This is a genomic window from Rhizobium phaseoli, assembly GCF_003985125.1.
Taxonomy (GTDB): Bacteria; Pseudomonadota; Alphaproteobacteria; order Rhizobiales; family Rhizobiaceae; genus Rhizobium; species Rhizobium phaseoli.
The window spans coordinates 213087-229199 of record NZ_ML133570.1 but is presented as its reverse complement, the minus strand read 5'-3'; the positions used below and the strand labels follow the sequence as shown (position 1 = coordinate 229199).

Annotated in this window: 11 protein-coding genes; 4 read left to right on the top strand and 7 right to left on the bottom strand. The window is 62.5% G+C overall.

Annotated features, from left to right (window positions below; translation table 11 throughout):
* Positions 1–76 precede the first annotated feature (76 nt).
* From EFD56_RS12915 to EFD56_RS12900, 4 genes are read left to right on the top strand one after another with little or no spacing between them, the layout of a single operon-like run.
* Positions 77–418 (top strand): sarcosine oxidase subunit delta, encoded by a 342-nt coding sequence (locus EFD56_RS12915; RefSeq protein ID WP_012485232.1) that lies wholly within the window; start codon positions 77–79, stop codon positions 416–418.
* Positions 415–3408 (top strand): sarcosine oxidase subunit alpha, encoded by a 2994-nt coding sequence (locus EFD56_RS12910; RefSeq protein ID WP_126905456.1) that lies wholly within the window; start codon positions 415–417, stop codon positions 3406–3408. Before EFD56_RS12915 ends, EFD56_RS12910 begins: the two co-directional genes overlap by 4 nt.
* Positions 3401–3949, top strand: coding sequence for a sarcosine oxidase subunit gamma (locus EFD56_RS12905; protein WP_064818988.1), 549 nt, complete (start codon positions 3401–3403; stop codon positions 3947–3949). The genes EFD56_RS12910 and EFD56_RS12905 overlap by 8 nt, the downstream gene beginning before the upstream one ends.
* 48 nt (positions 3950–3997) lie before the next feature.
* Positions 3998–4399 carry a VOC family protein gene (locus tag EFD56_RS12900; RefSeq protein ID WP_126905455.1) on the top strand — a complete coding sequence of 134 codons (402 nt, stop codon included), beginning with the start codon at positions 3998–4000 and terminating at the stop codon, positions 4397–4399.
* A 12-nt stretch (positions 4400–4411) separates the two neighbouring features.
* On the opposite strand, the gene EFD56_RS12895 is transcribed toward EFD56_RS12900, so the two are convergent.
* The 7 genes from EFD56_RS12895 to EFD56_RS12865 all read right to left on the bottom strand — a co-directional run bounded on the left by EFD56_RS12895 (position 4412) and on the right by EFD56_RS12865 (position 16016).
* A complete protein-coding gene (locus EFD56_RS12895; protein ID WP_126905454.1) occupies positions 4412–4900 on the bottom strand; it encodes a MaoC family dehydratase in 489 nt (162 codons plus the stop codon).
* A gap of 92 nt (positions 4901–4992) precedes the next feature.
* Positions 4993–6972: a glycogen debranching protein GlgX gene (glgX, locus tag EFD56_RS12890; protein WP_126905453.1), complete on the bottom strand. Its 1980-nt coding sequence runs from the start codon at positions 6970–6972 to the stop codon at positions 4993–4995.
* A gap of 12 nt (positions 6973–6984) precedes the next feature.
* Positions 6985–8616 (bottom strand): alpha-D-glucose phosphate-specific phosphoglucomutase, encoded by a 1632-nt coding sequence (locus EFD56_RS12885; protein WP_004668364.1) that lies wholly within the window; start codon positions 8614–8616, stop codon positions 6985–6987.
* A gap of 6 nt (positions 8617–8622) precedes the next feature.
* On the bottom strand, positions 8623–10065 hold the full coding sequence (glgA, locus tag EFD56_RS12880; RefSeq protein ID WP_126905452.1) for a glycogen synthase GlgA: 1443 nt from the start codon (positions 10063–10065) through the stop codon (positions 8623–8625).
* Positions 10066–10068: 3 nt separating this feature from the next.
* Positions 10069–11331 carry a glucose-1-phosphate adenylyltransferase gene (glgC, locus tag EFD56_RS12875; RefSeq protein WP_004668370.1) on the bottom strand — a complete coding sequence of 421 codons (1263 nt, stop codon included), beginning with the start codon at positions 11329–11331 and terminating at the stop codon, positions 10069–10071.
* An 18-nt stretch (positions 11332–11349) separates the two neighbouring features.
* Positions 11350–13557: a 1,4-alpha-glucan branching protein GlgB gene (gene glgB, locus EFD56_RS12870; RefSeq protein ID WP_126905451.1), complete on the bottom strand. Its 2208-nt coding sequence runs from the start codon at positions 13555–13557 to the stop codon at positions 11350–11352.
* Entirely contained in the window at positions 13554–16016 is a 2463-nt protein-coding gene (locus EFD56_RS12865; protein WP_004677859.1) for a glycogen/starch/alpha-glucan phosphorylase, read from the bottom strand. The genes glgB and EFD56_RS12865 overlap by 4 nt, the downstream gene beginning before the upstream one ends.
* Positions 16017–16113 lie beyond the last annotated feature (97 nt).

Genomic DNA, 16113 nt, shown 5'->3' with positions numbered 1-16113 from the left:
TCGTCGCTCACCCCCTCATCCGTCTTTCAGGCACCTTCTCCCCGCTGGGGAGAAGTGGAGGAGAAGGAAATCCCACATGCTGCTGATCCATTGCCCTTACTGCCAGGAAGAGCGCTCCGAGCTCGAATTCCGTGGCGCGGGCGACGCGCATATCGCGCGGCCCACCAACATGGCTTCGATATCGGATGAGGAATTCGAGGCCTATTTCTTTCTGCGCGACAATCCGAAGGGGCTGATCTTCGAACGCTGGCGGCATATTCACGGCTGCGGGCGCTTCTTCAATGCCGCGCGCGACACGGTGAGCGACAAGTTCATCATGACCTACAAGGCAGGCGAGCCGAAGCCCGAGATTGGGGCTGCGGCCGAGAAACATGCGCCTGTCGAGACATATGAAGCCCTGGAAGGAGAGGCGCAATGAGCGGCGTCAACCGTATCGCCGGCAAGGGGCGCTTGACGCCAGCCAAAACCGCGCGCTTCAGCTTCGACGGCAAAAGTTACACGGCGCTCGAAGGCGATAGCGTCGCCTCGGCGCTGATCGCTCACGACGTGCATCTCGTCGGCCGTTCGTTCAAGTATCATCGGCCGCGCGGCATTCTGTCGGCCGGCGCCGAGGAGCCGAACGCCCTGATCGACGTCGCTCGCGATGCCGCACGCAAGCAGCCGAACGTGCGTGCCACCGTGCAGGAAGTCTTCGACGGCATGATCGTCAGCTCGCAGAATCGCTGGCCGTCGCTTGCCCGCGATGTCGGGGCCATCAACAATCTGATGTCGCCGTTCTTTGCCGCCGGCTTCTACTACAAGACCTTCATGTGGCCGCGCGCCGCCTGGAAGCACGTCTATGAACCGCTCATCCGTCGCGCCGCCGGCCTCGGTGTTGCGCCGAAGGAAGGCGATCCGGATCATTATGCCAGCCGTTACGCCCATTGCGACGTGCTGGTGGTCGGCGCCGGCGTTGCCGGGCTGTCAGCGGCGTTGGCCGCGGCCCGGACCGGCGTCAGGGTAATCCTCTGCGACGAGCAGCCGGAAGCGGGCGGTGCGCTACGCTATGATGCCGGCGCCAAGATCGACGGGCAGGACGGCTTCACCTGGGCGCAGAGGACCGTGGCGCAGCTGAAGGCGATGGACAATGTCGAAGTGCTGCTGCGCACGACGGCCTTCGGCTACTACAACCACAATTTCGTCGGTCTTGCCGAGCGCGTCACCGACCATTTGGCCAATCCGGCCCATGATCTGCCGCGCGAGCGGCTCTGGCAGGTCCGGGCCAAGCGCGTGGTCCTCGCCAACGGCGCGATCGAACGGCACATGGTATTTCCGAACAACGACCGGCCAGGCATCATGCTGGCCTCGGCGGCGCGGACCTATCTCAACCATTACGGCGTCGCTGTCGGCACCAATGTCGGCATCTATACGGCCCACGATTCGGCCTATGAAGCGGCTTTCGATCTGAAACGAGCAGGTGTCTCGATCGCCGCCATCGTCGATGTCAGGCAGGCGCCGGGTGCGGCGGTGCTGGCGGAGGCGCGTGCGCTCGGTATCGATGTCCTGGCCGGCCAGTCGGTCATCAACACCGCTGGGCGGCTGCGCATCTCGTCGATGACGGTGGCGCGCAACGGCGGCGGTTCGCCGCGTAAGATCGCGGTCGATGCACTGCTGGTTTCGGCCGGCTGGACGCCGTCCGTGCATCTGTTCTCGCAGTCGCGCGGCAAAGTCGCCTTCGACGCTGAAAGCCAGCGCTTCCTGCCCGGCTCCTACGCGCAGGACTGCCTGTCGGTCGGCGCCTGCAACGGCACCGACGACCTGCAGCAGACGATCGAGGAATCGCTTGCCGCCGGCGAGCTGATGGCCCAGGCCACCGGCGGAAGCCGCGGCGAGAAGATCGCAATTTCTGCCGAGCAGGCCTTCGAATGGACAGGCGGCATGATCGGTGCTGCCGAAGGCGCCGGGCCGAAAACCAACGCCAAGGCCTTCATCGACTTCCAGCACGATGTCTGTGCCAAGGATATCCGCCTTGCCGTGCGCGAGGGCATGCATTCGATCGAGCACATCAAGCGCTTTACGACGAATGGAATGGCCTCGGACCAGGGCAAGCTTTCGAACATGCACGGCCTGGCGATCGCAGCCGAAATGCTCGGCAAGGAAATCCCGCAGGTCGGTCTCACCACCTTCCGCGCGCCCTACACGCCGGTCACCTACGGCACGCTGATCGGCCATTCGCGCGGACCGCTGTTCGATCCGACGCGCAAGACACCGCTGCATGGCTGGGAAGAAGCCCATGGCGCCGTTTTCGAAGATGTCGGCAACTGGAAACGCGCCTGGTTCTATCCGCGTGCCGGCGAGAACATGCATCAGGCGGTCGCGCGCGAATGCCGCACGGCCCGAGAGTCGGCTGGTATTTTCGACGCTTCGACGCTTGGCAAGATCGAAGTGGTGGGGCCGGATGCGGCGAAGTTCCTCAACCTCATCTACACCAATGCCTGGGATACGCTGAAGCCGGGGAAGGCCCGCTACGGCATCATGACCCGCGAAGACGGCTTCGTTTATGACGACGGCGTCGTCGGGCGACTGGCCGAGGACCGTTTCCATGTCACGACGACGACCGGCGGAGCGCCGCGCGTTCTTCACCACATGGAAGATTACCTGCAGACGGAATTCCCGGACCTGAAGGTATGGCTGACCTCGGTCACCGAGCAATGGGCCGTCATTGCCGTGCAGGGACCGAAGGCGCGCGCGATCGTCGAGCCGCTGGTCCAAGGCGTCGACCTCTCAAACGAGGCCTTCCCGCATATGAGCGTTGCCGAGTGCACGGTTTGCGGCGTGCCGGCGCGGCTCTTCCGCGTCTCCTTCACCGGCGAAATCGGTTTCGAAATCAACGTGCCGGCCGATTATGGCCAGTCGGTGCTCGAAGCCGTCTGGGCCAATGCCGAACCACTCGGCGCTTGCGTCTACGGCACGGAGACGATGCACGTTCTGCGCGCCGAAAAGGGCTACATCATCGTCGGCCAGGATACTGACGGGACGGTTACTCCTGATGACGCGGGCGTTGCCTGGGCCGTTTCGAAGAAGAAGAAGGACTTTGTCGGCATTCGCGGCCTGCAGCGGCCGGACCTCGTCAAGGAGGGACGCAAGCAGCTTGTCGGGCTTATCACCAAGGATCCGAAGCTGGTGCTCGAGGAAGGCGCTCAGGTCGTCGCCAACCCGAACGAGCCGAAGCCGATGACAATGCTCGGCCACGTCACCTCGGCCTATTGGTCGGAAAACTGCGGCCGGTCGATCGCCTTCGCGCTCGTCGCCGGTGGCCGGGCGCGGATGGGCGAGACGCTCTACGTGCCGATGCCGGACCGGACGATCGCCGTCGAGGTGACGGATCTGGTGTTCTTTGACAAGGAAGGAGGCCGCATCCATGGCTGATGTCGCAATTCGCAAGCCGGTGCTTGCCGGCCGTCTCGGCGGCTCCGCAACGGTACGGCTGACGGTGGCACCGACGGCGAGCCGGGTGGCGCTGCGCGCGCCGGCGGAATCGCTTGCCGCGCTTTCCAAAGCGCTCGGTCTCACCCTGCCGAACGCTCCGAAGACATCCAGTTGGGCCGGCGCGCGCTCAGCACTCTGGATCGGGCCGGACGAATGGCTTGTCATCGACGAGGATGGCGCCGATCTGATGGCGGTGTTGTCAGGCGTCGGCGCCGTGCATTCGGCGACCGACGTTTCCCACCGCAATGTCGCAATCATCGTCTCGGGACCGGGCGCGGAAAAGACTCTTGCCGCCGGTTGCCCGCAGGACCTGTCGCTTTCTTCCTTTGCGGTCGGGGCTGCGTCTCGCACGATCTTCGGCAAGGCGGAAATCGTGCTTCTGCGCACGGATGAAGAGACGTTCCGGGTCGAATGCTGGCGGTCGTTTTCCGACTTCGTCTTCGGGCTGCTCAACGAGGCGGCTCATGATGCCGGCCATTGAGCAGGGACCAGTCCTGCCTGCATAGGGCGCCCATTTGAGGGAGGAAAAATGCTGCATCATGCCTCCCTCGGCGTTTCCGATATAGAGCGGTCGGCGGCATTTTACGATGCCGCCCTCGGCGCTCTCGGTTGTGTCAGGGTCTGGGATGACATCAGGCCTGGTCAGACGGGACAGGCGGTCGGCTATGGCCTTCCCGGCGGCGGCGACAAGCTGGCGATCAAACATCGGCCACAGGGTCAGCGCCCAGCCGGCCCAGGATTTCATCTGGCTTTTGCCGCGCTAAGCCGTGAGGCGGTCGATGCGTTTCATGCCGCGGCAATCGCGCATGGCGGTCGTGACAATGGCGCTCCCGGTTTGCGGCCTCATTATGGCGAACACTATTATGCCGCCTTCGTCATCGATCCGGACGGCCACGCTCTTGAAGCGGTTCTCAATTCCGCAGAATCATAGCCGCATCCGGGCTTAGACGTCCTCGGGACGATCCTTCGGGTCGAACTGGATGATGGTAATCCACCTGGCCGTCAGGGCCGGCTTCTTCTCGTTTTCGATTTCGATCGTGACGTCGTAGGTGGTCATCAGCATGCCGCCGCCGCGGAATCGGGCGTCGGAGAGCAGGAAACGGCCGCGCACGCGGGCACCGCTTTTGACCGGCGTCATGAAGCGGACGCGGTCGAAGCCGTAATTGATGCCCATGGTCTGCTCGCGCACCTTCGGCAGGCAGTTGTAATTCATCGCCGAGAGCAGAGACAGTGTCAGGAAACCATGGGCGATGGTGCCGCCGAAGGGGCTCTCGGCGGCGGCGCGCTCCGGATCGACATGAATGAACTGGTGGTCATCCGTTGCCCCCGCAAAGGCGTCGATCATCGTCTGATCGACGGTGACCCAATCCGAAAGGCCCGTTTCCATGCCGATCAATCTCCGCACGTCGGAGAGTGAAATTTCCGTGCCCATGCATTTCCTCGTCAGATAAGCCCGCCGGGCCAAAGCCTTATCGTGCATTTATAACGATTGCGACAAGGATTTGCGCCAAGGGGAGGCGCCGGTCATTTTTCTATGAAAAAGGCGACGGAGCGTGGCTCGACGGTGACTCGGGCGCCGGACTTCTTCGTACCCGCCGGCGTCAATTGACGCCACGAAGCGTCGCCTTCCGACGGAAGCGTAAAGAGCTCGCGGCTTTCGGAACGATTGAAAAGCACGGCAAGCCGGGTCCGCTTGCCCTTTGAGGCCCGGTCGCCGGTTGCCAGCAGCATGCCGAGGGTGGCGAGTGACGGCGTCTCCCATTCGGCGACCGTCATCGGTTCGCCCGAAATCGAAATCCATTCGACGTCGCCATTCCCCGACAGGAAATCCGTTTCGGAAAAGACGGTGAAGCGGCGGCGCAGCCCGGAGACGAAGGCGGTATGGGCGATGAGAGCCTCATCCAATGCCTTCCAGTCGAGCCACGTGATTGCGTTATCCTGGCAGTAGGCGTTGTTGTTACCGCGCTGGCTGCGTCCGCCTTCGTCGCCCGCCGTCAGCATGATGCTGCCGCGGGTGGCAAAGAGCGTTGAAAGCAGCGCCATCACATCGTTTATCCGGCGCTTGCGGATCGAGGGGTAGAGCGTTTCGCCTTCGACGCCGTTGTTCCACGAGTGGTTTTCATTGTGGCCGTCGCGGTTGTGCTCGCCATTGGCGTCGTTGTGCTTTCCGGCATAGGAGACGAGGTCGATCAGCGTGAAGCCGTCATGGGCGGCCAGGAAATTGACGCTGCGCGTCCCTTGGCCGTCGTTGCGGGAGAAGATGTCGGACGAGCCGGCAAGCGCGGTTGCCAGGGCGCCGGTCTTCCACTGGTCACCGCGCCAGTAACAGCGCAAATCGTCGCGCACCCGGTCGTTCCATTCGAGGAAGGACGACGGGAAGTTGCCGAGCTGATAACCGCCCGGACCGATGTCCCAGGGTTCGGCGATCATGATCCGGTCGGCGAGCACATTATCGGCCAGAATGGCGGCAAGCGTTCCGCCGTCGCGCTCGAAGCCGGTCGCAGTGCGGCCGAGGACGGGCGCAAGATCGAAGCGAAAACCGTCGACGCCGGCGTTGAGCACGAAATGGCGCAGGCTGTCGATGACGAGACGGCGAACTTCGGGATGGTCGCAGGCGAGCGTGTTGCCGGTTCCAGTATCGTTGACCAGCTCGCCTGGGCAATTCTGGACATGGCGGAAATAATGCAGGTTGTCGAGGCCGCGCAGCGACAGCGTCGTGCCGTACCGGTCGCTCTCGCCGGTATGATTGAAGACGAGGTCGAGGATGACGGCGATGCCTTCGGCGTGGAGGGCGGCGACCGTCTCGCGCAGCTCCGCCATGCCGCCGGGAGCAAGCCGCGGATCGAGCGCCATGAAGGCGACGGGATTGTAGCCCCAGCCGTTGGTGAGGCCGAGCGGCGGCAGGTGGCGTTCGTCGATCCAGGCGGTGATCGGCATCAGTTCGACGGCATCGACGCCGATCCGCTTCAGGTGGGCGATGATCGAGGGATGGGCAAGGGCTGCGATGGTGCCGCGCTGGCGTTCCGGTATGTCGGGATGGAGGATGGTAAAGGGTCGGACCGCCACTTCGTAGATGAAGCCGCCCGGTTTGAAAAGCGGCTTGGCGATGGCGGCGCGCGTCTCCGAGGTGACGATCGCCTTCGGCATCAGATCCTGGCTGTCTTCCCCATAGACGCCGAGACGTGGGTCGTAGCGGAACGGCCGGTCGATCTCCTTGGCGTAGGGATCGATCAGCAGTTTGGACGGATCGAACCAGAGGCCGTTGTCAGGCGCATAGATACCGTCGGCGCGATAGCCGTAGCGCGCGCCTGCCTTCAGGCCGTCGACAAACAGACGGTGGGTGTGGTCGCCGTCGCGCGCCATCGGCAGGCGCGCGAATTCCCGGTTGCCGTCCTCTTCGAAAAGGCAGAGCTCAATCTGTGCGGCGTCATGCGACCACACGGCAAATTCGACGCCGGTCTCGAAGACAATCGCGCCAGCCTGCGCCGCATTATTCCCGCGCATGTTTCCCCCGGATCAGGTGATCACGGTTGGCGCGTCGCGTCCCGTGCGTTCCCGAATGCTGGCAACGCTGTCGGCGGCCGTAATGAGATCGGCGAGCGCTTCCTGCGTTTCGATGTTGTGGCGAGTCGAATCCGGCTCGTAACGCTCGATATAGACACGCAAGGTTGCGCCAGACGTGCCGGTGCCGGAGAGACGGAAAACGACGCGGGAGCCACCCTCGAAGAGGACGCGGATGCCTTGGTGCTCGCTTATCGATTTGTCGATCGGATCGTGATAGGCGAAATCGTCGGCTTTCTCGACCTTCAGGCTGCCGAAGCTCTTGCCGGGCAGGGTGGAAAGCTGGCTGCGGAGATTGTCCATCAGCCCGTTCGCAGCATCGGTGTCGAGGCCTTCGTAATCGTGGCGCGAATAATAGTTGCGGCCGTAGGTCTGCCAGTGCTGGGTGACGATATCGGCGACGCTCTCGCCGCGCACGGCAAGAATATTCAGCCAGAGCAGCACCGCCCAGAGGCCATCCTTTTCGCGGACGTGGCTGGATCCGGTGCCGGAGCTTTCCTCCCCGCAGATCGTCGCCATGCCGGCGTCGAGCAGGTTGCCGAAGAACTTCCAGCCGGTCGGCGTCTCATACATGCCGATGCCGCGTTTTTCGGCGACGCGGTCGGCTGCACCCGAGGTCGGCATCGAGCGGGCGATGCCGGCGAGGCCGCCCGAGTAGCCGGGAGCGAGATTGGCGTTGGCGGCGAGGATCGCCAGGCTGTCGGAGGGAGTGACGAAAATGCCGCGCCCGATGATCAGATTGCGGTCGCCGTCGCCATCGGAAGCGGCGCCGAAATCAGGCGCGTCGTCGCTCATCATCTCATCGAAGAGTTCTTTGCAATGAACCGGGTTCGGGTCGGGATGATGGCCGCCGAAATCCGGCAGCGGCATGAAGTTGCGGACCGAGCCGGAGGGAGCGCCGAGGCGGTTTTCGAAGATTTCTTTCGCGTAAGGACCGGTGACGGCGCTCATGCCGTCGAACGCGATGCGGAAGCCGAGGCTGATCAGATTGCGGATGGCGCCGAAATCGAACAGCTCTTCCATCAGCGCGGCATAGTCCTCGACCGGGTCGATGACCGAAAGGATCATGCCGCCGGGAAGCTCTTCCTTGCCGATGCGGTCGAGATTGACGTCGGCGAAATCGGTGATCTTGTAGCTGTCGATCGTCTTGGAGCGAGCATAGATCGCGTCGGTGATCTTTTCCGGCGCCGGACCGCCATTGTTGATGTTGTACTTGATGCCGAAATCTTCGGTCGGGCCGCCGGGATTGTGGCTGGCAGACAGAATGATGCCGCCGAAGGCCTTGTACTTGCGGATGATGTGGGAAGCGGCCGGCGTCGACAGGATGCCGCCCTTGCCGACCATCACCTTGCCGAAGCCGTTGGCGGCGGCCATCTTGACCGCCTTCTGGATGACTTCGCGGTTGTAGTAGCGTCCGTCGCCGCCGATGACGAGGCACTTGCCCTGGTAGCCCTCGAGCGAATCGAAGATCGACTGGATGAAGTTCTCCGCATAATTCGGCTGCTGGAAGACCGGAACCTTCTTGCGCAGGCCGGACGTGCCGGGCTTCTGGTCGAGATAGGGCGTGGTGGGTACGGACTTGATCATTTTAGGTCACATGCCTTTCGAGACGAGGCTTGAATAGAGGGCAGCGTAGCGTTCGGCGCTCTTCTCCCAGGAGACATCCGATTTCATGCCCTGCTTTTGTAATTGGGTCCAGAGTTTTCGGTCCGCATAAAAATGCATTGCACGGCGGATTGCCTGCAGCAGGCCCGTTTCCGTCACAGGTGAGAATTGTATGCCGGTTGCCACTTTCGCTGCAAGTGCGGCGTGATTGGCATCGATCACCGTGTCATTCAACCCGCCGGTGCGCGCGACGATCGGCACGCAGCCATAACGCAGGCCGTAAAGCTGGGTCAGGCCGCAGGGCTCGAAGCGCGAGGGGATGATAATTGCGTCACAGCCGGCCTGCATCAGGTGCGACATCGGCTCGTTATAGCCGATCGAGACGCCGATGCGGCCGGGATGACGGCTGGCGGAGGCAAGCAGCGCGCCTTCAAGTGCGGCTTCGCCGGAACCGAGCACGACGAGCTTACCGCCCATGGCGACGATTTCGTCGGCGACGTTGGCGACGAGATCCATGCCCTTCTGCCAGGTGAGACGGCTGATGACGCAGAAAATCGGAGCATCGTCATTGTCGAGATGGAAGAACTCGGCGATCGAGCGGCGGTTCTCGTCGCGGTTCTTCAGCGTCGTCGGGCCGTAATGGGTGTGGACGACGGGATCGGTTGCCGGATTCCAGATATCGGTGTCGATGCCGTTGACGATGCCGTGCAGATTGTCGATGCGGGTGGCAATGACACCTTCGAGCCCCATGCCGAACTCCGGCGTCAGGATCTCATCGGCATAGGTGGGGCTGACAGTGGTGATCGCATGCGCAGTCTGCAGGCCGCCCTTCAGAAAGCCGGTCGTGCCGTAATATTCGACGCCGTCGATGGCGAAGGCATGACCGGGCAGGCGCAGGCCGGGAAAGATCTCGGAACCGAACTGGCCCTGGAAGGCGATGTTGTGGATCGTCAGCACGCTCGGCAGTTCCGGCGTCGGATAATAGCGCATGTAGACCGAGGTCAGCGCCGCCTGCCAGTCGTGTGTGTGCACAAGATCCGGCCGCCAGCCGGGCAGCAGGCCGGCGGCGATTTCGGCGGCGGCAAGCGACAGGGCGGCGAAACGGCGCCAATTGTCGGGGTAGTCCTTGCCGAGCGGATCGAGATAGGGGCCGCCCGGCCTGTCGTAATAGGCTGGGGCATGGAGGACGAGGAGATCGAGGCCCTCGTGCTCGACCTCGAGCACGGTTGCTTTTTCTCCGAGCAGGTCCGCGAATTCGAGCCTGACGACCGGGTCGCGAATGACCTTCATGACGGCGGGATAGCCGGGCAGGAGGGTCTTGGTCTCGACTCCGAAGGCTTTGAGAGCGATTGGCAGGGCGCCGGACACATCGGCCAGGCCCCCTGTCTTGATCAGAGGGAAGACTTCGGACGAAACCGAAAGAACTTTCATAAGTCAGATATCCAGCTTGTCGATCATCGGTTGCGTGATCAGGCAGATGCCGCTTTCCGTCCGCCGAAAGCGCTTGGCGTCGAGCTCGGGATCCTCGCCGACAACAAGACCTTCCGGAATGACGACACCATGGTCGATCACCACATTCTTGAGCTGCGCGCGGCGTCCGATCTTCACATTCGGCAGGATGACCGCCCCTTCAAGCTTGGAGAAGGAATTGGCCCTGACACCGGTGAAGAGCAGGCTCTTGTTGAGGCTGGCGCCGGAGATGATGCAGTCGCCCGAGACAACGGAAGACGTGGCCGAGCCGCGGCGATCCTCGTCGTCATGAACGAACTTGGCCGGCGGGGTGATCTCGGCATAGGTCCAGATCGGCCAGGACTTATCGTAGATGTCGAGTTCCGGAACGATCGCCGTCAGGTCGATATTGGCCTGCCAATAGGCGTCGATCGTGCCGACGTCGCGCCAATAGGGCTCGTGCTCGAAATCCGATCGGACGCAGGATTTGGCGAAGCGGTGGGCGACCGCCTTACCGTTCTGGACGATATAGGGGATGATGTCCTTGCCGAAGTCGCGGCTCGAATTCGGGTCGGCGGCGTCGCGGCGCAGCGCATCGAGCAGGAACTTGGTGTGGAAGACATAGATGCCCATCGAGGCAAGCGCGAAATCCGGCTTGTCGGGGATGCCAGGCGGATCGGCCGGTTTTTCGACGAAGGCGAGGATCTCGTCCTTGTCGTTGACGTGCATGACGCCGAAGCCGGTCGCCTCCATGCGCGGCACTTCCAGGCAGCCGATGGTGACGTCGGCGCCGGAATCGACGTGCTGCTGCAGCATCCATTCATAGTCCATCTTGTAGACGTGGTCGCCCGCGAGAATGACCATGTATTCGACGCCGTAATCCTCGATGATATCGATGTTCTGATAAACGGCGTCGGCCGTGCCTTCATACCATTGCGTCTCGGAGACGCGCTGGCTGGCGGGCAGGATATCGAAGCTCTCGTTGCGTTCGGGACGGAAGAAGTTCCAGCCGCGCTGCATGTGGCGGATCAGCGAATGCGCCTTGTATTGCGTCGCGACGCCGATGCGGCGAATGCCGGAATTCAGCGCGTTCGACAGGGCAAAATCGATGATGCGGGCCTTGCCGCCGAAATAGACGGCGGGCTTGGCACGCCGGTCGGTGAGTTCCTTGAGACGGCTCCCCCTGCCGCCTGCCAGAACATAGGCCATTGCATCGCGGGCAAGTGGCTGAATACGCTTTTCTACCATTTTCTCCTCCCACCAGTCTTAATTTTCAGGTTCAAGCATGATTGTCGCCAAGGGCGGCAGGGTGATCGAGCAGGTGATGTCGCCGCCGGCATCGACGGCCTGCACGCGCCCGCCATTGCCCTTGCCGCTGCCGCCGTAGATGTCGGCATCGGTATTCAGAATTTCCCGCCAGCGGCCCGCCAGTGGCAGGCGGATCGAATAGTTCTCGCGATAAACGGGCGTGAAGTTGGTGATGACGGCGACCGGCTTCTGGTCCGGCGCCTTGCGCAGCCAGGCGAAGACGGAATTCTCGCCGTCGTCGGCGACCAGCCATTCGAAGCCGTCGCCCTCGCAATCACGCTCGTGCAGCGCCGGCTTGCTGCGGTAGGTGAAGTTGAGATCACGCACCAGGCGGCGCATGCCCTCGTGCATACGGTATTGCAGCAGGTTCCAATCGAGCGACTTCGCCTCGCTCCACTCGCTCCACTGGGCGAATTCCTGGCCCATGAACAACAGCTTCTTGCCGGGATAGCCCCACATATAGGCGTAATAGGCGCGCAGATTGGCGAATTTCTGCCAATCGTCTCCCGGCATCTTGGCAATCAGCGAGCCTTTTCCGTGGACGACCTCGTCATGCGACAGCGGCAGGACGAAATTTTCCGAATAGGCATAGAGCAGGCCGAAGGTAAGCTCGTTGTGATGGTGCTTGCGGTGCACCGGATCGCGTTTCATGTAGCTCAGCGTGTCGTGCATGAAGCCCATGTTCCATTTGAAGCCGAAGCCGAGGCCGCCTTCATGCACGGGTTGCGAGACTTTCGGCCAGGAGGTCGATTCCTCGGCGATGGTCATGACATTGGAATGCTGGCCATAGATCCGGGTATTGAGGTCTTGCAGGAAGCGGACAGCTTCGAGGTTTTCGTTGCCGCCATACTCGTTCGGGATCCATTCGCCGTGTTTGCGGGAATAATCGAGATAGAGCATCGAGGCGACGGCATCGACCCGCAGGCCGTCGAGATGGAACTTCTCCGCCCAATAGAGGGCGTTGTTGACGAGATAGGAAACGACCTCGGTGCGGCCGAAATTGTAGATCGCCGTGTTCCAGTCGGGATGGAAGCCCTTGCGCGGGTCTTCGTGCTCATAGAGCGCCGTGCCGTCGAACCAGCCGAGGCCATGCTCGTCGGTCGGGAAATGCGCCGGCACCCAGTCGAGGATGACGCCGATGCCGACCTTGTGGCAGCCGTTGACGAAACGGGCAAAACCCTCCGGCTCGCCGAAGCGGGCGGTCGGCGCGTAGAGGCCGGTCGTCTGGTAGCCCCAGGAAGGATCGTAGGGATGCTCGGTGATCGGCAGGAATTCGATATGGGTGAAACCCATGTCGACGCAATAGGGAATGAGGCTCGAGGCAAGCTCGTCCCAGGTCAGCATCGTGCCGTCCTGTCGACGCTGCCAGGAGGCGGCATGAACCTCATAGATCGAGATCGGCTGGCGGCGCTTGTCGGTCTCGCGCCAATGTTTGAGATGGGCCTCGTCCTCCCAGACCTGCTCCAGTTCAGCGGCGGCGACCGAGGCGGTCTTCGGCCGCAACTCGCTGCGCCGGGCGAAGGGATCAGCCTTCAGCGGCAGCAATACGCCGTCATGGCCGCGGATCTCGAATTTGTAGGCAACGCCGAGCGGCACGTCAGGGGCGAAGATCTCCCAGATGCCGCTGTCGGCACGCAGCCGCATGACGTGGCGGCGACCGTCCCAATTGTTGAAGTCGCCGACGACCGAGACGCGCTGCGCATTCGGGGCCCAGACGGCGAAGTGGATGCCCTGGGCGCCGTCATGGCGAATGAGGTGGGCGCCCATCTTGTCGAATAGGCGCAGATGCGACCCTTCGCGGGCGAAATAATCGTCCATCGGCCCGAGCACCGGCCCGAAGCTGTAGGGGTCGGTGACGGCCCATTCGGCATCGCCGCGCCGGGCGCGGTAGCGCACCGGCTGCAGCCTGGTCAGCGACACTGGACCGGCGAAAAAGCCGTCGGCATGCAATTGCTTCAGTTCGCCGATGACGCCGCCGTCAAGCGTCATGGCGGTCACTTCTGCGGCGCCCGGGATGAAGCAGCGGGCGACGAAGGTGTCGCCGGCCTGGTGCGCGCCTAGGACGGCAAAGGGATTGGAATGCGAGCCGGCAAGGATCGCCTTGATTTCATCTGCCGAAATTTCCCAGGAAAGCTTTACTTCAGGGATTGTTTTCGGCGTTTTCATCCGGCTCTCCAGATTTCGTCTGCATATTGCCTGATTGTACGGTCGGAAGAGAACCAGCCCATCCGTGCCGTGTTGTTGATCGTCTTGGTGTACCAGGCGGACTGGTTGGTCCAGATCTGGTCGACGTCGCGCTGAGCCTGGGCATAGGCGTCGAAATCGGCGGCGACCATGAACCAGTCGTGCGAATAGATGCCGTCGATCAGCGCCGCGTAGCGGTTGCGGTCATCTGGCGAGAAGACGCCGGAGCCGATGGCCGAGAGCGCCTGCGAAAGTTCGCGCGAGCCCTCGATGATGGCGCGGGGATTGTGGCCGTCGCTGCGGACCTTGGCGACCTCGTCGGCCCTGAGGCCGAAAATGACGATGTTGTCCTCGCCGACATTGTCGCGCATTTCGACATTGGCGCCGTCGAGCGTGCCGATCGTCAGTGCGCCGTTGAGGCCGAACTTCATGTTGCCGGTGCCGGATGCTTCCATGCCGGCAGTCGAAATCTGCTCGGAGAGGTCGGCGGCGGGAACCATGACCTCGGCGAGCGAGACGTTGTAGTTCGGCACGAAGACGACCTTCAGCAGACCGCGCACCGACGGGTCGTTGTTGATGGTGCGGGCGACGTCGTTGATCAGCTTGATGATGAGCTTGGCGTTGTAGTAGCTCGGCGCCGCCTTGCCGGCGAAGAGCTTGACGCGCGGCACCCAGTCCAGCTCCGGATGCGAGCGGATCTGGTCGTAGAGGGCGACGGCTTCGATGATGTTCAGCAACTGGCGCTTATATTCGTGTATGCGCTTGATCTGGATGTCGAACATGGCCGACGGATCGAGCTTCACGCCCATGCGGCTGGCAACGAGATTGGAAAGCGCCACCTTGTTGGCCCGCTTCACTGCGGCGAATTTCTGCTGGAAGGCCGGATCGGAAGCGTGCGCCTCGAGCGGGCGCAGCTTCTCGGCATCATCGAGGAATTCGTCGCCGATCGCCTCGCGGATCAGGCCGGTGAGGCCGGGATTGCACTGCTGCAGCCAGCGGCGCGGCGTGATGCCGTTGGTCTTGTTGTTGATGCGGTCGGGATAGAGCTTGTGCAGGTCGGCAAAGACCGTGACCTTCATCAGATCGGTGTGCAGCGCCGAGACGCCGTTGATCGAATGCGAGCCGATGAAGGCGAGGTTGCCCATGCGCACCCGGCGGTCGCCGCTTTCCTCAATCAGCGAGATCGAGCGGATTTCGCTGTCGGAAAAGTTCTTGGTCTTGCGGGCATCGAGCAGGATCTTGGCGTTGATCGCATAGACGATCTGCATGTGACGCGGCAGCAGGCGCTCGAACAGCGGTACGGGCCAGCTTTCCAGCGCTTCGGGCAGAAGCGTGTGATTTGTATAGGAAAACGTGTGGCGGGTGATCTCCCAGGCCTGTTCAAAATCCATGCCATGCACGTCGCAGAGCAGACGCACGAGCTCGGCGACCGAGACGGCCGGATGGGTGTCGTTCAACTGGATTGCCACCTTATCAGGCAGCGAGGTGAAATCATCATATTGCTGCAGGTGGCGGCGCAGGATGTCCTGCAGCGAGGCGGACGAGAAGAAGAACTCCTGACGCAGGCGCAATTCCTGACCGGCGGGGGTGGCGTCGGCCGGATAGAGAACCCGGGTCAGGCTTTCGGCCTTGTTGCTTTCGCGCAGCGCGCCGATGTGGTCGCCGGCGTTGAAGGCATCGAGCAGGATCGGATCGATCGGCTGCGCCGACCAGAGGCGCAGCGTGTTGACGCGTTTGCCGCGCCAGCCGACGGCCGGCGTGTCGAAGGCGGCGGCGATGACGCGCTCGGCCGGTTTCCAGACGTAGCGCGGCTGGTCGTCATGGGTGGTGATGAATTCGACGGAACCGCCAAAGCCGATTTCGTAGGAGCTCTCGCGGCGCTCGAACTCCCAGGGATTGCCGTGGGCAAGCCAGTTTTCCGGCAGCTCCACCTGCCAGCCGTCGGCCAACTGCTGGCGAAAGAGGCCATGGACATAGCGAATACCGTAGCCATAGGCCGGGACGTCGACCGTCGCCATGCTCTCCATGAAACAGGCGGCGAGACGCCCGAGGCCGCCATTGCCGAGCGCGGCATCCGGCTCCAGCCCGGCGATGACGTTGACATCGACGCCGAGCGAGGCGAGCGCATCGCGCACCTCTTCCATCAGGCCGAGGTTCGAGACGGCATCGCGCATCAGGCGGCCGATCAGGAATTCGAGGGAAAGATAATAGACGCGCTTGGCACCCGTCGCATAGACCTCACGGGTGGAGGCCATCCACTTGTCGATGATGCGGTCGCGCACGACCAGGATCGTCGCCGTCAGCCAGTCATGCGGCTTTGCCACCTTGGCGTCCTTGCCGATGCGGTAGGTCAGACGTTCGATGATTTCTTCAGCGAGAATTTCCGGCCTTGAGCTGCGGGGAGCGGGAGAAGGGATAACCGGCTTGGAAACGGTGTTCATGGTCAGATCTCGCCAATTTTAATTTGGTTTCAGGGTGTTATGCCTGATTTAATCGATTTGTCGCTGCGCTGGCCACAGTTTATGCATCGTTAGGAAG

Excerpts from the sequence above, each read along its gene's own strand:
- EFD56_RS12915 (WP_012485232.1), top strand. The coding sequence starts at position 77 with ATGCTGCTGATCCATTGCCCTTACTGCCAGGAAGAGCGCTCCGAGCTC.
- EFD56_RS12910 (WP_126905456.1), top strand. The coding sequence starts at position 415 with ATGAGCGGCGTCAACCGTATCGCCGGCAAGGGGCGCTTGACGCCAGCC.
- EFD56_RS12905 (WP_064818988.1), top strand. The coding sequence starts at position 3,401 with ATGGCTGATGTCGCAATTCGCAAGCCGGTGCTTGCCGGCCGTCTCGGC.
- EFD56_RS12900 (WP_126905455.1), top strand. The coding sequence starts at position 3,998 with ATGCTGCATCATGCCTCCCTCGGCGTTTCCGATATAGAGCGGTCGGCG.
- EFD56_RS12895 (WP_126905454.1), bottom strand. The coding sequence starts at position 4,900 with ATGGGCACGGAAATTTCACTCTCCGACGTGCGGAGATTGATCGGCATG.
- glgX (WP_126905453.1), bottom strand. The coding sequence starts at position 6,972 with ATGCGCGGGAATAATGCGGCGCAGGCTGGCGCGATTGTCTTCGAGACC.
- EFD56_RS12885 (WP_004668364.1), bottom strand. The coding sequence starts at position 8,616 with ATGATCAAGTCCGTACCCACCACGCCCTATCTCGACCAGAAGCCCGGC.
- glgA (WP_126905452.1), bottom strand. The coding sequence starts at position 10,065 with ATGAAAGTTCTTTCGGTTTCGTCCGAAGTCTTCCCTCTGATCAAGACA.
- glgC (WP_004668370.1), bottom strand. The coding sequence starts at position 11,331 with ATGGTAGAAAAGCGTATTCAGCCACTTGCCCGCGATGCAATGGCCTAT.
- glgB (WP_126905451.1), bottom strand. The coding sequence starts at position 13,557 with ATGAAAACGCCGAAAACAATCCCTGAAGTAAAGCTTTCCTGGGAAATT.
- EFD56_RS12865 (WP_004677859.1), bottom strand. The coding sequence starts at position 16,016 with ATGAACACCGTTTCCAAGCCGGTTATCCCTTCTCCCGCTCCCCGCAGC.